The following is a 15,329-nucleotide window of genomic DNA, read 5'->3' as shown; positions in this document are numbered from 1 at the left end:
CCGGAATTTTTTCGAAAAACCGAACACCTTTCCTATGCTTGTTCGGGATTCCGAATGGAAAACGCCTTTGTGGGAGCGGCCTTGCGTCGCGAAAGGGCCGCAACGCGGCCCCGGCAATCCAAGCGGCGAAGCTGAAACCCTGGGGGTGCTTCGCACCCCTTTCGCGACGCAAGGCCGCTCCCACAAGAGACTGCGCGCAGCTGGTACGAAATCTGCCTGCTTTCACGCGCAACACAGCAAACACCTCATCAGGAAGAGAGAGAACAATAATTATGAATGCTGCATTGAAGTCCTTCGCCCCCAGCGCCCTGGCGCTGCTGCTGATCCTGCCTGCCACTGCCTCGGCGAAGGAAGCCGAAACCCAGCAGAAACTGGCCAACGTGGTCATCCTCGCCACCGGCGGCACCATTGCCGGCGCTGGCGCCAGCGCCGCCAACAGCGCCACTTACCAGGCCGCCAAGCTCGGCGTCGACAAGCTGATTGCCGGCGTGCCGGAACTGGCCGACCTGGCCAACGTGCGCGGCGAGCAGGTGATGCAGATCGCCTCCGAAAGCATCACCAACGACGACCTGTTGAAACTGGCCAAGCGCGTCGCCGAGCTTGCCGACAGCCAGGACGTGGATGGCATCGTCATCACCCACGGCACCGACACCCTCGAAGAGACTGCCTATTTCCTCAACCTGGTCGAGAAGACCGACAAGCCGATCGTGGTGGTCGGCTCGATGCGCCCGGGCACGGCGATGTCCGCCGACGGCATGCTCAACCTGTACAACGCCGTGGCGGTGGCCAGCGACAAGCAGTCGCGCGGCAAGGGCGTGCTGGTGACCATGAACGACGAGATCCAGTCCGGCCGCGACGTGAGCAAGTCGGTCAACATCAAGACCGAAGCGTTCAAGAGTGCCTGGGGCCCGATGGGCATGGTGGTGGAAGGCAAGTCGTACTGGTTCCGCTTGCCAGCCAAGCGCCATACCACCCAGTCGGAGTTCGACATCAAGCAGATCAGCAGCCTGCCGCAGGTGGACATTGCCTACAGCTACGGCAATGTGACCGATACCGCCTACAAGGCGCTGGCACAGAGCGGGGCGAAAGCGATCATCCATGCCGGTACCGGCAATGGCTCGGTGTCGTCGCGGGTGGTGCCGGCGCTGCAGGAGCTGCACAAGAACGGCGTGCAGATCATCCGCTCGTCCCACGTCAACCAGGGCGGCTTCGTGCTGCGCAATGCCGAACAGCCGGATGACAAGTACGACTGGGTGGTGGCCCATGACCTGAACCCACAGAAGGCGCGGATTCTGGCGATGGTGGCGATGACCAAGACCCAGGACAGCAAGGAGCTGCAGCGGATCTTCTGGGAGTACTGATAGCGGTATGACCTTGGGCTGGTGCATGGCCTGCACCGGCCCTTTCGCGGCTAAAGCCGCTCCCACAGGGGGGATGCGATACCTGTGGGAGCGGGTTTACCCGCGAAGAATCCAGCGCTGACCCAGTTGCGAAATACTTTGCCTTGAAATACTGTACGCACATACAGCACAACAAGGAATCGCCTCCGTGGCCAACACCGCCGAAGCAACCGCAAGCAGCTACCAACAACTGGGCCTGCGCATTCAGAAGATCATCAACAATCCCCTCGCCCAGCGCAGCCGCGCCGCGCTGATCTTCCGCCTGGAACACGAGTCGCCTGACGATTGGGAAACCCTGCTCGAGGAAATTGCCGAGAACGACAACGTCACCCTCGCCCACCGCGACGACGGCGGCGTACAGATCTTCTGGACCGTACCGAAGGAAGACTGAGGCTCAGGCCAGCGCCTGCAGGTAGGCACTGGCCTCGCGGTAACGGGCCAGCCGCGCCAGGTCGGCGGGGCCAGGCACGGGAATACGCGACAGGTCACTGTTGTCGGCCAGGTCGGCCAGCTTGACGGTGCGCGCCAACGGGTCACTGCCCAGGCGCACCACGAAATCCTGATAGCTTTCGCCCTTGTTCCGGCTCAGGGCCAGCAAGGCGGCGAGAATTTTCAGGGGGAAGCCCTCACGGGCCAAGTCGGAAAGGGTCAGCGACGTGTCTTCGATCACGTCGTGCAGCACCGCGACTATGCGCTGTTCTGGCGTGCTGACCCGCATCATCACCCGCAACGGGTGGAGGATATATGCTGCCCCACCCTTGTCGTATTGCCCTTCATGTGCCCTGGCGGCCACGGCAATGGCCCGCTCCAGCGTAGACATGAGGCCCTCCCCGTTTGGCTAGTCTCAGGGCAAGCATAGCCGGGTAAGGCTACAGATTACAGTTAACGCTGCGCACCATGCTGGATGACGATCGAATCGGTACCCAGCTTGGCCATGACCTCGGCCTTGCGCGCATCGGCTTCGGCCTTGCTCGGGAACGGCCCCATCAACACCACCGGCTTGCCATCACGGTATACGACCGAAGAAGGGATGCCTTTCTCGATCAAGCGTGCAGTCATGTCGGACAGCGCGCCCATGTTGGCGCCCTGGATCACTTCGACATCCCACCCCTCAGGAGCCGGTTGATCGGCCAGCGCCTCGGCACGGCGCTGCAGGTCGGCCCCGCCGCAGTATTCACGGATACGCAGGTTGTTGCCGCCATCATCGACGATGATTTCGTATTGGCCCTCGCCACCCTTGATCGCCACATAGCTGCGATAGGCCTCGTACTGGCCGGCATCGTCCTTGCCACGCACCTGCCCGCAGATTGTGCCCTTGGTGTCGATCCGCACGTTGCCGAACTTGGCGGTCTTGGGGTTGTGCAGGTGCTCGGCAACCTGTTTATGCACACCTTCGACCTCGTTCTCACAGCCCGCCAGGGCCAGCACTGCCAATACCACTGCCAGTTTGCGCACGCGTGTACCTCCAGATTCGAAGGGGCGGATTCTAACACGGCCACTCGGGGCACTGCCCGCGACCAAAGGTTACACGCTGCTTCGAGGGTAACCCGAAAGCAAAAAGGGCGCCCCTTGCGGGACGCCCTTCTTGATGCCCGGAAACCCGGGGCTTTGTTTGGTAGGCACAATTGGACTCGAACCAACGACCCCCACCATGTCAAGGTGGTGCTCTAACCAACTGAGCTATGTGCCTGTCGTGTGGTGCGAATATTAGTGATCGAATGCGCACCTGTAAAGCGTTTTTTTCAAAAAAATCAAAAACTTTCAGAAACCTGCAAGCGCTGGCAACCGCCACGCCGAACAGGCCCATAATGCAAAAAGGGCGCCCCCTGCGGGTCGCCCTTTTCGCTGCCCGCAGCGCGGGACTTTGTTTGGTAGGCACAATTGGACTCGAACCAACGACCCCCACCATGTCAAGGTGGTGCTCTAACCAACTGAGCTATGTGCCTGTCGTGTGGTGCGCATTCTACGCAATCCAAAAACCCTGTCAACACTTTTTTTCGCGCTAACTCACTGAATCTTAAACTGTTTATAGAGAGTGGCGAGCCGCAGGCCCGTAAAGGAATTTCAACAGACGACTAGCGGGTGTTTATTATTATTGATAGCATCGGTACATTCGTTAAAAATATAAAACACGAGGTTCCTGCAGCATGGCTAACACCCCCTACCCCCAGTCCTACTACGCCGCCTCGGCCAACCCGGTGCCGCCACGTCCGGCGCTGCAGGGTGAGGTGGAAACCGATATCTGCATCATCGGTGCCGGCTACACCGGCCTGTCCAGCGCGCTGTTCCTGCTGGAAAACGGCTTCAAGGTGAGCATCGTCGAAGCAGCCAAGGTCGGCTTCGGCGCATCGGGCCGCAACGGTGGTCAGATCGTCAACAGCTACAGCCGCGACATCGACGTCATCGAGCGCACTGTCGGCCCTAAAGAAGCACAGCTGCTCGGCAAGATGGCCTTCGAAGGCGGCCGTATCATTCGTGAGCGCGTGGCCAAGTACAACATTCAGTGCGACCTGAAGGACGGCGGCGTGTTCGCCGCGCTGACCGCCAAGCAGATGGGTCACCTGGAGTCGCAAAAACGCCTGTGGGAACGCTTCGGCCACACCCAGCTGGAGCTGATGGACAAGAAGCGCATCCGTGAAGTGGTTGCCTGCGACAACTATGTCGGCGGCATGCTGGACATGAGCGGCGGTCACATCCACCCGCTGAACCTGGCCCTGGGCGAAGCCGCCGCAGTCGAGTCGCTGGGCGGCATCATTTACGAGCAGACCCCGGCCATCCGTATCGAGCGTGGCGCCAACCCGGTTGTGCATACCCCGCAAGGCAAGGTCCGCGCCAAGTTCATCATCGTTGCCGGCAACGCCTACCTGGGCAACCTGGTACCGGAACTGGCCGCCAAGTCGATGCCGTGCGGCACCCAGGTGATCACCACCGAGCCGCTGGGCGAAGAACTGGCCCGCACCCTGCTGCCGCAGGACTACTGCGTGGAAGACTGCAACTACCTGCTCGACTACTACCGCCTGACCAGCGACAAGCGCCTGATCTTCGGCGGTGGCGTGGTGTACGGTGCACGCGACCCGGCCAACATCGAAGCGATCATTCGTCCGAAGATGCTCAAGGCCTTCCCACAGCTGAAGAACGTCAAGATCGACTACGCCTGGACCGGCAACTTCCTGCTGACCCTGTCGCGCCTGCCTCAGGTCGGCCGTATCGGCGACAACATCTACTACTCGCAGGGTTGCTCTGGCCACGGCGTGACTTACACCCACCTGGCGGGCAAGGTACTGGCCGAGGCCCTGCGCGGCCAGGCCGAACGTTTCGACGCCTTCGCCGGCCTGCCGCACTACCCGTTCCCGGGTGGCCAGATGCTGCGAGTGCCGTTCAGCGCCATGGGTGCCTGGTACTACAGCCTGCGCGATCGTCTGGGCTTCTGATGAGGTAAGCAGGCCTGGCCTCATCGCGGGTAAACCCGCTCCTACAGGGACCGTACAAGGTTCGAAACCATTGCAGTAGCTGTAGGATCGGGTTTACCCGCGATGAGGCCGGCGCAGGTAACTATTTACTCAGGCTGCGCACAGCCTGTTTTGCCGCCACTTCCTGGCCCGCCCGGGCCAGTTCATCGGCAGCCTGCAGCCAACGCTGACGGTCCACCTGGGCCGGCAGCTGGCGCGGCGGCTGCACCAGCACCGCCCAACTCCCCTCCTTCGCCCACGCCGAGGCAAAGTCATCGAACGCCATCAACTGGCGCCGATGCATCCCCGAGCGCAGCAATACGCGCTTCTTGAAGCTGTCATAGCCGATCAGCACCGCGTAACGCGGTTCGCTCCACCACGCCGAACCTTCTCGGTAACGCAGCAATACCGGATTGCCAGCGGCCACCTGGGTCAGCAGGGCATCCAGTTGCTTGTCCAGCGGGTACACCAGCATGCCGTACTCGCGGGCCACCCGCGGGATACTGGTTTCCAGCGCGTCGGCCCCCTTGGGCAGGTTCAGCGGTTTGTCCAGCAGCCCCGGGGTGATCGGCGCGCCTTGCTGGGACAGCAGCGCGGCCAAGGCCATCGAGCCACTGTGGTTGGCATTGCCGCGGTAGAACGGCACGCTACTGATCTCGACCCGCTGCGGCATGCCCTTGAGGCTGGCGGGCGGTGCACTGGCGCAGCCGCCCAGGGTCGCGGCCACCAGGCAGGCGGCCAACAGTCGACGCGGGACGGTTGCCCAGCGCTTGCAGGAATGTTGCTCCATGGACACTCGCTTGTTCCGATGCCAGGCAGGCAGCGCCCGGCTCTGGCCACCGATCATAGGGCGCCGCGTTGCGCGGGTATAGTCCGACAAGTGAACGGAACCAATCGGCTTGAGCCATCGACCTTTGATCAATGGAACGTCACGGCCGGGCAGCTAGACTAAAGCTGTGTCTGGAGGGCAAACCGCAGGTTGGCCCAAGAGAAGGAGGCACACATGAGCCTGACCATGGCAATCCTCATGCTGGTGGGTATGTGGCTGAGCGTCGCGGCCGCCATGCTGTGGGGTGTTCTGCGTATCGTGCGGCGTCATTCCCCGCATCACCACCTGCCACCGCAGGCCCCGGCCAAAGCGCAGCCTGTGCGCAGGGCGCGGCGGCATGCCAGGGCCCACTGAGGCCACTTCACCTGAATGCAAACGGGGCGCTTGGCGCCCCGTTGTCTTTTATCAGCCTTCTGCAGCTTCACGCTTGAGCCGCGCTCGGCGAGCCAGGATGTTGAGGATCTCGATCACCGTCGAGAAGGCCATCGCCGCGTACACATAGCCTTTCGGTACATGGGCGCCAAAACCTTCGGCGATCAGCGTCATGCCGATCATGATCAGGAAGCCCAGCGCCAGCATGACCACCGTCGGGTTGTCGTTGATGAAGTTGGCCAGCGGGTCGGCGGCCACCATCATGACGATGACGGCGGTGATCACGGCAATGATCATGATCGGCAGGTGCTCGGTCATGCCCACGGCGGTGATGATGCTGTCGACCGAGAAGACGATGTCCAGCAACAGGATCTGGAAGATCGCCGCGGCAAAGCCCAGGGTGACCGTGGAAGACACCTTGGCCTCTTCCTTGGCACCGTGCGGGTCGACGTTCTCGTGGATCTCCTTGGTGGCCTTCCACAGCAGGAACAGGCCGCCAGCGATCAGGATCACGTCCTTCCACGAGAAGGCATTACCGAACACTTCGAACACCGGGTCGGTCAACTGCACGATCCAGGCCACGGTGCTGAGCAGGGCCAGGCGCATGACCAGCGCCATGCTGATACCGATACGGCGTGCCTTGGAACGGTATTCAACGGGCAGTTTGTTGGTCAGGATCGAGATGAAGATCAGGTTGTCGATACCCAGTACCACTTCCATGGCCACCAACGTAGCCAGGGCGACCCAGGCGGTGGGGCTAGCGGCGAGTTCCAGCAAGTATTCCATTGTTCAAATCCTGAAGCGGCGGTTAGGGTCAGATTTCTTGGGTGTGGGTTTTCTTCTCGGCGTCCTTGGGCTTCTGGCCCTCGTGACCGATGGCATCGCTCAACGCCTGCTGGGCGGCCTTGTTGGTGTCGTCGATGGCCTGCTTGGCCGACTTGGCGGCTTGGTCGAGCATTTGCTGGGCAGACTTCTCGGCCTGGTCGCAACCCGCCAGGCTGAACAGCGCCAGGGCCAGCACCAGCGGGGTGCCAATGGATTTGAAATGCAGCATGGTGTCCTCGCTTGAAAAATCCCGGCGGCGCGAAGCGCCTGATGGGGTCGCATTCTAAAGACGCCAATAGTTCAGGAAAATTCGTATTTCCAGTGTGTATACTTCGGTTTTTTCGAATCGGGACCCGCGCGCGTGCTCAACTATCGACAGCTCCATTACTTCTGGGCCGTGGCCAAGACTGGCAGCATCGCCCGCGCCAGCGAGCAGCTGAACCTGACGCCGCAGACCATCAGCGGGCAGATCAGCCTGTTCGAGCAGACCTACGGGCTGGAGCTGTTCCAGCGGGTTGGTCGACAACTGGAGCTGACCGAGACCGGCCGTCAGGCACTGGTCTATGCCGAGCAGATGTTCCAGATCGGCGGCGAACTGGAGGCCATGCTCAGGGCCGGCCCGCAGGAGCAGATCCTGTTTCGCGTGGGGGTGGCCGACGTGGTGCCGAAGTCGATCGTCTACCGGCTGCTGGCCCCGACCATGGAGCTGGATGAAGTGCTGCGCATCAATTGCCGCGAAGACAAGCTCGAACGGCTACTGGCAGACCTGGCGATCCAGCGCCTGGACCTGGTGATTTCCGACAGCCCGATGCCCAGCCATCTGGATATCAAGGGTTATAGCCAGAAGCTCGGCGAATGCGGCCTGAGCTTCTTCGCCACCCCGGCCCTGGCCAGCCAGCATGCAGGCCCCTTCCCCGCCTGCCTGCAGGATGCGCCGCTACTGATTCCCGGGCCGGAAACCGTGGTGCGCAGCCGCCTGTTGCGCTGGCTGGGCGAGCAACAGGTGCAGCCCAGGATCGTTGGCGAGTTCGATGACAGTGCGCTGATGCAGGCATTCGGCCAGTCGGGCAGCGGGATATTCGTGGCGCCAAGTGTGATTGCCGAGGAGGTGTGCCGGCAGTATGGCGTCGCACTGATTGGCCAGACCGAAGCGGTGCATGAGTCGTTCTATGCCATTTCGGTGGAGCGCAAGGTCAAGCATCCGGGGATCGTGGCGATTACCGAGGGGGCACGGCGCGAACTGTTCCACTGGTAGTGGCGGCTCGCGAAAGGGCCGGGCCTGATTGTGCTAGAGTCGCGCCCTTTGAAGATTTCGAGACTCCGCTGCACATGACGCCTGTTCTCCGCCTTGTAAACCGCACCAGCCTGGTGACCCAAATCGTCATCGGCCTTGTCGCCGGCATCGCCCTGGCCCTGCTGGCACCCGCCATCGCCCGTGACCTGGGCTTTCTCGGCAAAGTGTTCGTCAGCGCCCTGAAGGCTGTCGCGCCGGTGCTGGTGTTCATTCTGGTCATGGCGTCGATCGCCAACCACCGCCACGGCCAGGAAACCCACATCCGCCCGATCCTCTGGCTGTACCTGCTGGGCACCTTCGCGGCCGCGGTGGTGGCCGTGGTCGCCAGCATGCTGTTCCCGTCGCAACTGGCCCTGAGTGCCAGCGAGGCGGCCCTCAGCGCGCCGGGCGGTATCAGCGAGGTGATGCAGAACCTACTGCTGAGCGCGGTCGACAACCCGATCAACGCCTTGCTCAACGCCAACTTCATCGGTGTGCTGACCTGGGCCATCGGCCTGGGCGTGGCCCTGCGCCACGCTGGCGACACCACCCGCACCGTGGTCGAAGACCTGTCCAATGGGGTGACCTTGATCGTGCGCGTGGTGATCCGCTTCGCCCCGCTGGGTATCTTCGGGCTGGTCAGCTCGACCCTGGCGCAGTCTGGCCTGGGCGCCCTGCTCGGCTACCTGCACCTGCTGGGTGTGCTGATCGGTTGCATGCTGTTCGTGGCGCTGGTGATGAACCCGCTGATCGTGTTCTGGAAAATCCGCCGCAACCCTTACCCGCTGACCTTGCTGTGCCTGCGCGAAAGCGGCATTACCGCGTTCTTCACCCGCAGTTCGGCCGCCAACATCCCGGTCAATCTGGCGCTGTCGGAGCGCCTGGGGCTGCATGAGGACACCTATTCGGTTTCGATCCCGCTGGGGGCGACCATCAACATGGCAGGCGCGGCAATCACCATCACCGTGCTGACCCTGGCGGCTGTGCACACCCTCGGCATTCCTGTCGACCTGCCCACTGCAGTGCTGCTGAGTGTGGTTGCGGCGGTGTGTGCCTGCGGCGCCTCTGGGGTTGCCGGGGGGTCGCTGTTGCTGATTCCGCTGGCGTGCAGCCTGTTCGGCATCCCCAGCGAGATTGCCATGCAAGTGGTGGCGGTGGGCTTCATCATTGGCGTGCTGCAGGATTCGGCGGAGACGGCGCTGAATTCGTCGACCGATGTGCTGTTTACTGCGGCGGCGTGCCAAGCCGAAGAGCGGCGTAACGCGTGAGGCCGCCGGGGCCGCCTTGCGGCCCCAATTGCCATGGACCGCGGCATTACCTACGCTAGTGGCCTTTCCCCAGCCATGAGACAGGGCCATGTCAGAACACCCAACCGCCGGCGAAGGTCGCCTCAGCAGCATCGAGATCCGCATTCTCGGCGCGCTCATCGAGAAGCAGGCCACCAGCCCGGAAAGCTACCCGCTGACCCTTAACGCCCTGGTCCTGGCCTGTAACCAGAAGACCAGCCGGGAACCTGTCATGAACCTCAGCCAAGGCCAGGTCGGCCAGGCCCTGCGCGCCCTCGAGGGCCAGGGCATGACCCGGTTGCAGATGGGCAGCCGTGCCGACCGCTGGGAACAGCGGGTGGACAAAGCCCTGGAACTGGTACCGGCGCAGCTGGTGCTGATGGGCCTGATGTTCCTGCGGGGGCCGCAGACCCTCAACGAACTGCTGACCCGCAGCAACCGCCTGCACGACTTCGACGACACCGAGCAGATCCAGCACCAACTGGAGCGCCTGATTTCACGCGACCTGGCCTTGCACCTGCCACGCCAGGCCGGGCAGCGGGAAGACCGCTATACCCATGCCCTGGGTGACCCGGCAGAAATCGAGGCGATTCTGGCAGCGCGCCAGCAAGACGGTGGTGCTCGCAGCAGTGGCAGCAGCGTGTCGGAAGAGCGTATCGAAGCCCTGGAGGCACGGATCGCGGCACTGGAAGCACGACTGGCCGAGCTGGAAGGCTGAGCCGGCTAGGGTTCAGGGTCGGGGAAATTGCGGCAGCTCTTGCGTTCGGCCAGTTCCCGGTCACTGGGGCGCTGGTCGACGAACACGGTACGGCCGTCTGCGTAGATTTCGAGGTAGCCCCAGTGCAGGTCCTGCTCTTTCTGCCCGGGCTTGGGGGGGATTAGCCACCAGGGTTCGCGGCTGATCAGGGTCATGGTGGAGCTCCTGAAGGTGTCTGCGGTAAGCATAGACACCTTCAGGTAATGCTTTGCTTGTGCCGGCCCTTTCGCGGCTTCAGCCGCGAAAGGCCGGTACAGGCTTACGCCGGTGCCGAAGTCCGGATCAGGTGATCGAACGCTGCCAGCGAGGCCTTGGCGCCCTCACCCACCGCGATGACGATCTGCTTGTACGGCACGGTGGTCACGTCACCTGCGGCAAACACACCCGGCACGCTGGTCTGGCCCTTGGCGTCGACGATGATCTCGCCACGTGGCGACAGCTCGACCGTGCCTTTGAGCCAATCAGTGTTCGGCAGCAGGCCGATCTGTACGAAGATGCCTTCCAGCGCCAGGTCATGCACCTCATCGGTGTTGCGGTCCTTGTAACGCAAACCCGTCACTTTTTCGCCATTGCCCACCACTTCGGTGGTCAGCGCGCTGGTGATCACCTTGACGTTCGGCAGGCTGTGCAGCTTGCGCTGCAGCACAGCATCCGCACGCAGCTGGCTGTCGAACTCGATCAGCGTCACCTGGGCGACGATACCGGCCAGGTCGATGGCCGCTTCCACGCCCGAGTTGCCGCCGCCGATCACCGCCACGCGCTTGCCCTTGAACAGCGGGCCGTCGCAGTGCGGGCAGTAGGCCACGCCGCGGGCGCGGTATTCCTGCTCGCCCGGCACGTTTATTTCGCGCCAGCGGGCGCCCGTGGCGAGGATCACCGTCTTGGCCTTGAGCGAGGCACCGCCGGCCAGGCGCACTTCGTGCAGGCCGCCGTCGGTACCCGGAATCAACGCTTCGCCGCGCTGCAGGTTCATGATATCGACGTCGTACTGCTTGACGTGTTCTTCCAGCGCCGTGGCCAGCTTCGGCCCTTCGGTTTCCTGCACCGAAATGAAGTTTTCGATGGCCAAGGTATCGAGCACCTGGCCGCCGAAACGCTCGGCAGCGACACCGGTGCGGATGCCTTTACGGGCGGCATAGATGGCCGCTGCGGCCCCCGCAGGGCCACCGCCGACCACCAGCACGTCGAAGGCGTCCTTGGCGTTGATCTTCTCGGCCTGGCGGGCACCGGCATTGGTGTCGAGCTTGCCGAGGATTTCTTCGAGGCCCATGCGGCCCTGGCCGAACACTTCGCCGTTCAGGTAGATGCTCGGCACCGCCATGATCTTGCGCGACTCGACTTCATCCTGGAACAGCGCACCGTCGATGGCCACGTGGCGCACATTGGGGTTGAGCACGGCCATCAGGTTCAGCGCCTGGACCACGTCCGGGCAGTTCTGGCACGACAGCGAGAAGTAGGTTTCGAAGGTGAACTCGCCTTCCAGCGCCTGGATCTGCTCGATCACCTCGCTACTGGCCTTGGACGGGTGGCCGCCGACTTGCAGCAGCGCCAGCACCAGGGAGGTGAATTCGTGGCCCATGGGGATGCCGGCGAAGCGCAGGCTAATGTCGGCACCCGGGCGGTTCAGCGAGAACGAAGGGCGACGGGCATCGCTGCCGTCCGCGCTGAAGGTAATGAGGTTCGACAGGCCGGCGATTTCCACCAGCAGGTCGTGCAGTTCGCGGGACTTCGCGCCGTCGTCGAGGGAGGCAACGATCTCGATCGGCTGGGTGACCCGCTCCAGGTAGGTTTTCAGTTGCGATTTAAGCGTGGCGTCCAACATACGGGCGATTCCTTTTTTCAAAACTCGGATACAAAAACGCCCAGGCGAGGTCGCCCGGGCGCTTTTACGGGGCGGTAGGTGTTTCAGCTTTGGCGGCTGGCTACCGCCCGCGACGTGCACATCGGCTTAGATCTTGCCGACCAGGTCCAGCGACGGCGCCAGAGTGGCTTCGCCTTCTTTCCACTTGGCCGGGCAAACTTCGCCTGGGTGAGCGGCAACGTACTGGGCAGCCTTGACTTTGCGCAGCAGCTCGGCTGCGTCGCGGCCAACACCACCGTCGTTCAGTTCGACGATCTTGATCTGGCCTTCCGGGTTGATCACGAAGGTACCGCGATCGGCCAGGCCGGCTTCTTCGATCAGCACGTCGAAGTTGCGCGAAATGACGTGGGTCGGGTCACCGATCAGCGGGTACTGGATCTTGCCGATGGTTTCCGAAGTGTCGTGCCAGGCTTTGTGGGTGAAGTGGGTGTCGGTCGATACGCCGTAGATTTCCACGCCCAGCTTCTGGAACTCGGCGTAGTTGTCGGCGAGGTCACCCAGCTCGGTCGGGCAAACGAAGGTGAAGTCGGCCGGGTAGAAGAACACGACGGACCACTTGCCTTTCAGGTCGGCTTCGCTGACCTGGACGAACTCGCCCTTGTGGTAGGCGGTGGCGTTGAACGGTTTGACCTGGCTGTTGATGATAGGCATGAGAGACGCTCCTTCATGGGGTTGGAATCAGTTGATGGAAAGAATCCTAACTGCTGGCCCCGACAAAGGCTCATTGGCAAAGCTCATGCTTGTGATTGGTTTTGGCTATAACCGCAGATAATTAATAGAAGGGAATGGGCTGAGCAAAGGATTGCGCGGTAGTCGAGGGCCTCATCACCGGGGGGCGGTGACGAGGCCCGCAGCCTCAGCGGGTGACGGTGCGCATGGTGACGAACTCTTCAGCGGCAGTCGGGTGCACGCCAATGGTGTCGTCGAACAACTGCTTGGTCGCTCCGGCCTTGAGGGCAATACCCAGGCCCTGGATGATCTCGCCGGCGTCCGGGCCGACCATGTGGCAGCCCAGTACCTTGTCGGTCTCGGCGTCCACCACCAGCTTCATCAGGGTCTTTTCCTGGATGTCGGTGAGGGTCAGCCTCATGGCGCGGAAGCGGCTCTCGAAGATCTGCACCTTGTGCCCGGCTGCCAGTGCCTGCTCCTCGGTGAGGCCGACAGTGCCGATCGGTGGCTGGCTGAACACCGCCGTCGGGATGTTCTGGTAATCCACCTTGCGGTACTGCTCTGGCTTGAACAGCCGCCTGGCCACGGCCATGCCTTCGGCCAGGGCCACCGGGGTGAGCTGCACGCGGCCGATCACATCGCCAATCGCGAGGATCGACGGTGCGGTGGTCTGGTACTGCTCGTCGACGCGGATGAAACCGCGGGCATCCAGTTCAACCCCGGTGTTTTCCAGGCCCAGGTTGTCGAGCATCGGGCGGCGGCCGGTGGCGTAGAACACGCAATCGGCGACCAGCTCGCGGCCGTCCTTGAGGGTGGCTTTCAGGCTGCCGTCCTCAAGCTTGTCAATGCGCTGGATGTCGGCGTTGAACTGCAGGTTCATGCCGCGCTTTTCCAGCTCTTCCTTGAGGTGGGTACGCACCGAGCCGTCGAAGCCCCGCAGGAACAGTTCCCCGCGATACAGCAAGGTGGTGTCGGCGCCCAGGCCCTGGAAGATGCCGGCGAACTCGACGGCGATATAACCACCGCCAACCACCAGCACGCGGCGCGGCAGTTCCTTGAGGTAGAACGCCTCGTTGGAGGTGATGGCCAGTTCCTTGCCCGGAATGTCCGGCACCTGCGGCCAGCCGCCGGTGGCAATCAGGATGTGCTCGGCGCTGAACCGCTGGCCGTCCACTTCCACCTCGTTGGCACCGGTGATGCGGGCATGGCCTTGCAGCAAGGTCACGCCACTGTTCACCAGCAGGTTGCGGTAGATGCCATTGAGGCGCTCGATCTCGCGGTTCTTGTTGGCGATCAGCGTGCCCCAGTCGAAATGGCCCTCTTCCAGGGTCCAGCCGAAGCCGGCGGCCTGTTCCAGTTCATCGGCGACATGGGCGCCGTAGACCAGCAGCTTCTTCGGCACGCAGCCGACGTTGACGCAGGTGCCACCGAGGTAGCGGCTCTCGGCCACTGCCACTTTTGCACCGAAGCCCGCAGCGAAGCGCGCTGCGCGCACGCCGCCGGAACCGGCGCCAATCACGAACAGATCAAAATCGTAGGCCATGTATTCACTCTCCTAGGCAGGCGCCCAGCATAACGCCGTTGTCTTGCGCGCACAAAAAAGCCACCCCGAAGGGTGGCTCCTTGAACCCGCATTGGCGTATCAGTACGCCTTGCCGGCCTTGTAGAAGTTCTCGAAGCAGAAGTTGGTCGCCTCGATGTAGCCTTCGGCGCCACCGCAGTCGAAACGCTTGCCCTTGAACTTGTAGGCAATCACGTTGCCTTCGGCGGCCTGTTTCATCAGCGCGTCGGTGATCTGGATCTCGCCACCTTTGCCTGGCTCGGTCTGTTCGATTTTCTCGAAGATGTCCGGGGTCAGGATGTAGCGACCGATGATCGCCAGGTTGGACGGGGCGTCTTCCGGCTTCGGCTTCTCGACCATGGAGTCGACGCGGAAAATGCCGTCCTTGATTTCTTCACCGGCGATGACGCCGTACTTGTTGGTTTCCTGCGGATCGACTTCCTGGATGGCAACGATCGAGCAGCGGTACTTCTTGTACAGCGCGACCATCTGCGCGAGCACGCCTTCGCCTTCGAGGTTGACGCACAGGTCATCCGCCAGGACCACGGCGAACGGTTCGTCACCGATCAGCGGGCGGCCGGTCAGGATGGCGTGGCCCAGGCCTTTCATTTCGGTCTGGCGGGTGTAGGAGAACGAGCATTCGTCGAGCAGGCGACGGATACCGACCAGGTATTTTTCCTTGTCGGTGCCCTTGATCTGGTTTTCCAGCTCGTAGCTGATGTCGAAGTGGTCTTCAAGCGCGCGCTTGCCGCGGCCGGTGACGATGGAAATCTCGTTCAGACCAGCGTCCAATGCTTCTTCAACGCCATACTGGATCAGTGGCTTGTTGACCACCGGCAGCATTTCCTTGGGCATGGCTTTGGTAGCTGGCAGGAAGCGAGTGCCGTAGCCGGCTGCCGGGAACAAGCATTTCTTGATCATAAACATCCTTAAACATAGGCGAAGCCTGTGGAATTCGGCGCAGTCTAATCAGGCGGCATGCAGCTTACAATGCCTTGCCTGCGACGACCGTTGCCATGATAGAGATAACCCAGTGTAGATAGTTCC

The 15,329-nt window shown here is 62.4% G+C and carries 17 protein-coding genes and 2 tRNA genes; 7 read left to right on the top strand and 12 right to left on the bottom strand.

From position 1 onward, the window contains the following. Positions 1 to 272 precede the first annotated feature (272 nt). Both L6D64_RS26175 and L6D64_RS26170 read left to right on the top strand, forming a co-directional pair. The gene (locus L6D64_RS26175) at positions 273 to 1,361 is read left to right on the top strand and encodes an asparaginase (RefSeq protein ID WP_176509508.1); all 1,089 of its coding nucleotides are present in this window, start codon (positions 273 to 275) and stop codon (positions 1,359 to 1,361) included. Positions 1,362 to 1,548: 187 nt separating this feature from the next. Then, positions 1,549 to 1,791, top strand: a complete 243-nt coding sequence (locus L6D64_RS26170) for a DUF1654 domain-containing protein (RefSeq protein WP_054884963.1) — start codon at positions 1,549 to 1,551, stop codon at positions 1,789 to 1,791. Between the two features lie 3 nt (positions 1,792 to 1,794). Here L6D64_RS26170 and L6D64_RS26165 read toward each other — a convergent pair whose 3' ends face one another. The 4 genes from L6D64_RS26165 to L6D64_RS26150 form a co-directional block, all read right to left on the bottom strand. After that, positions 1,795 to 2,220, bottom strand: a complete 426-nt coding sequence (locus L6D64_RS26165; protein ID WP_054884962.1) for a GTP pyrophosphokinase — start codon at positions 2,218 to 2,220, stop codon at positions 1,795 to 1,797. Positions 2,221 to 2,282: 62 nt separating this feature from the next. Next, positions 2,283 to 2,855 carry an SPOR domain-containing protein gene (locus L6D64_RS26160; protein WP_176509509.1) on the bottom strand — a complete coding sequence of 191 codons (573 nt, stop codon included), beginning with the start codon at positions 2,853 to 2,855 and terminating at the stop codon, positions 2,283 to 2,285. Positions 2,856 to 3,013: 158 nt separating this feature from the next. Beyond that, a tRNA-Val gene (locus L6D64_RS26155) sits at positions 3,014 to 3,090 on the bottom strand. Positions 3,091 to 3,269: 179 nt separating this feature from the next. Next, positions 3,270 to 3,346: transfer RNA gene (locus L6D64_RS26150), tRNA-Val, on the bottom strand. 201 nt (positions 3,347 to 3,547) lie between these two features. Between L6D64_RS26150 and L6D64_RS26145 the strand changes: the two genes are divergently transcribed. After that, positions 3,548 to 4,831 (top strand): NAD(P)/FAD-dependent oxidoreductase, encoded by a 1,284-nt coding sequence (locus L6D64_RS26145; RefSeq protein WP_054884960.1) that lies wholly within the window; start codon positions 3,548 to 3,550, stop codon positions 4,829 to 4,831. 121 nt (positions 4,832 to 4,952) lie between these two features. Here L6D64_RS26145 and L6D64_RS26140 read toward each other — a convergent pair whose 3' ends face one another. Further along, positions 4,953 to 5,696 carry a peptidase C39 family protein gene (locus tag L6D64_RS26140; RefSeq protein ID WP_176509510.1) on the bottom strand — a complete coding sequence of 248 codons (744 nt, stop codon included), beginning with the start codon at positions 5,694 to 5,696 and terminating at the stop codon, positions 4,953 to 4,955. A gap of 156 nt (positions 5,697 to 5,852) precedes the next feature. Between L6D64_RS26140 and L6D64_RS26135 the strand changes: the two genes are divergently transcribed. Continuing rightward, on the top strand, positions 5,853 to 6,032 hold the full coding sequence (locus L6D64_RS26135) for a hypothetical protein (protein ID WP_176509511.1): 180 nt from the start codon (positions 5,853 to 5,855) through the stop codon (positions 6,030 to 6,032). A 51-nt stretch (positions 6,033 to 6,083) separates the two neighbouring features. On the opposite strand, the gene L6D64_RS26130 is transcribed toward L6D64_RS26135, so the two are convergent. Together L6D64_RS26130 and L6D64_RS26125 are read right to left on the bottom strand one after the other, a co-directional pair. Then, positions 6,084 to 6,836, bottom strand: a complete 753-nt coding sequence (locus L6D64_RS26130; RefSeq protein ID WP_016391529.1) for a TerC family protein — start codon at positions 6,834 to 6,836, stop codon at positions 6,084 to 6,086. A 28-nt stretch (positions 6,837 to 6,864) separates the two neighbouring features. Beyond that, entirely contained in the window at positions 6,865 to 7,104 is a 240-nt protein-coding gene (locus tag L6D64_RS26125; protein ID WP_176509512.1) for a hypothetical protein, read from the bottom strand. Between the two features lie 132 nt (positions 7,105 to 7,236). Between L6D64_RS26125 and nhaR the strand changes: the two genes are divergently transcribed. The 3 genes from nhaR to L6D64_RS26110 all read left to right on the top strand — a co-directional run bounded on the left by nhaR (position 7,237) and on the right by L6D64_RS26110 (position 10,152). Beyond that, entirely contained in the window at positions 7,237 to 8,130 is an 894-nt protein-coding gene (gene nhaR / locus L6D64_RS26120; RefSeq protein WP_176509513.1) for a transcriptional activator NhaR, read from the top strand. Between the two features lie 74 nt (positions 8,131 to 8,204). Continuing rightward, positions 8,205 to 9,416 (top strand): serine/threonine transporter SstT, encoded by a 1,212-nt coding sequence (sstT, locus tag L6D64_RS26115; protein WP_176509514.1) that lies wholly within the window; start codon positions 8,205 to 8,207, stop codon positions 9,414 to 9,416. A gap of 88 nt (positions 9,417 to 9,504) precedes the next feature. Next, entirely contained in the window at positions 9,505 to 10,152 is a 648-nt protein-coding gene (locus tag L6D64_RS26110; RefSeq protein WP_176509515.1) for a YceH family protein, read from the top strand. A 5-nt stretch (positions 10,153 to 10,157) separates the two neighbouring features. Here L6D64_RS26110 and L6D64_RS26105 read toward each other — a convergent pair whose 3' ends face one another. From L6D64_RS26105 to galU, 5 genes are all read right to left on the bottom strand, one after another. Next, a complete protein-coding gene (locus L6D64_RS26105; RefSeq protein WP_176509516.1) occupies positions 10,158 to 10,346 on the bottom strand; it encodes a hypothetical protein in 189 nt (62 codons plus the stop codon). Between the two features lie 104 nt (positions 10,347 to 10,450). Beyond that, on the bottom strand, positions 10,451 to 12,013 hold the full coding sequence (gene ahpF / locus L6D64_RS26100) for an alkyl hydroperoxide reductase subunit F (RefSeq protein WP_176509517.1): 1,563 nt from the start codon (positions 12,011 to 12,013) through the stop codon (positions 10,451 to 10,453). 126 nt (positions 12,014 to 12,139) lie between these two features. Further along, complete coding sequence (ahpC, locus tag L6D64_RS26095) at positions 12,140 to 12,703, bottom strand: alkyl hydroperoxide reductase subunit C (RefSeq protein WP_054884952.1); 564 nt, start codon at positions 12,701 to 12,703, stop codon at positions 12,140 to 12,142. A gap of 205 nt (positions 12,704 to 12,908) precedes the next feature. Then, positions 12,909 to 14,264: a glutathione-disulfide reductase gene (gene gorA / locus L6D64_RS26090; RefSeq protein WP_176509518.1), complete on the bottom strand. Its 1,356-nt coding sequence runs from the start codon at positions 14,262 to 14,264 to the stop codon at positions 12,909 to 12,911. A gap of 99 nt (positions 14,265 to 14,363) precedes the next feature. Further along, a complete protein-coding gene (gene galU, locus L6D64_RS26085) occupies positions 14,364 to 15,203 on the bottom strand; it encodes a UTP--glucose-1-phosphate uridylyltransferase GalU (protein WP_054884950.1) in 840 nt (279 codons plus the stop codon). Positions 15,204 to 15,329 lie beyond the last annotated feature (126 nt).

Origin of the sequence: Pseudomonas urethralis (assembly GCF_021602465.1) — a bacterium.
Classification (GTDB): domain Bacteria; phylum Pseudomonadota; class Gammaproteobacteria; order Pseudomonadales; family Pseudomonadaceae; genus Aquipseudomonas; species Aquipseudomonas vlassakiae.
This window is presented reverse-complemented; position numbering and strand designations above follow the sequence as displayed.

What these genes read in the sequence shown, in the direction of transcription:
- L6D64_RS26175 (WP_176509508.1), top strand. Translation starts at nt 273, where the DNA reads ATGAATGCTGCATTGAAGTCCTTCGCCCCCAGCGCCCTGGCGCTGCTG.
- L6D64_RS26165 (WP_054884962.1), bottom strand. Translation starts at nt 2,220, where the DNA reads ATGTCTACGCTGGAGCGGGCCATTGCCGTGGCCGCCAGGGCACATGAA.
- L6D64_RS26145 (WP_054884960.1), top strand. Translation starts at nt 3,548, where the DNA reads ATGGCTAACACCCCCTACCCCCAGTCCTACTACGCCGCCTCGGCCAAC.
- L6D64_RS26140 (WP_176509510.1), bottom strand. Translation starts at nt 5,696, where the DNA reads ATGATCGGTGGCCAGAGCCGGGCGCTGCCTGCCTGGCATCGGAACAAG.
- L6D64_RS26135 (WP_176509511.1), top strand. Translation starts at nt 5,853, where the DNA reads ATGAGCCTGACCATGGCAATCCTCATGCTGGTGGGTATGTGGCTGAGC.
- L6D64_RS26130 (WP_016391529.1), bottom strand. Translation starts at nt 6,836, where the DNA reads ATGGAATACTTGCTGGAACTCGCCGCTAGCCCCACCGCCTGGGTCGCC.
- L6D64_RS26125 (WP_176509512.1), bottom strand. Translation starts at nt 7,104, where the DNA reads ATGCTGCATTTCAAATCCATTGGCACCCCGCTGGTGCTGGCCCTGGCG.
- sstT (WP_176509514.1), top strand. Translation starts at nt 8,205, where the DNA reads ATGACGCCTGTTCTCCGCCTTGTAAACCGCACCAGCCTGGTGACCCAA.
- L6D64_RS26110 (WP_176509515.1), top strand. Translation starts at nt 9,505, where the DNA reads ATGTCAGAACACCCAACCGCCGGCGAAGGTCGCCTCAGCAGCATCGAG.
- L6D64_RS26105 (WP_176509516.1), bottom strand. Translation starts at nt 10,346, where the DNA reads ATGACCCTGATCAGCCGCGAACCCTGGTGGCTAATCCCCCCCAAGCCC.
- ahpF (WP_176509517.1), bottom strand. Translation starts at nt 12,013, where the DNA reads ATGTTGGACGCCACGCTTAAATCGCAACTGAAAACCTACCTGGAGCGG.
- ahpC (WP_054884952.1), bottom strand. Translation starts at nt 12,703, where the DNA reads ATGCCTATCATCAACAGCCAGGTCAAACCGTTCAACGCCACCGCCTAC.
- gorA (WP_176509518.1), bottom strand. Translation starts at nt 14,264, where the DNA reads ATGGCCTACGATTTTGATCTGTTCGTGATTGGCGCCGGTTCCGGCGGC.
- galU (WP_054884950.1), bottom strand. Translation starts at nt 15,203, where the DNA reads ATGATCAAGAAATGCTTGTTCCCGGCAGCCGGCTACGGCACTCGCTTC.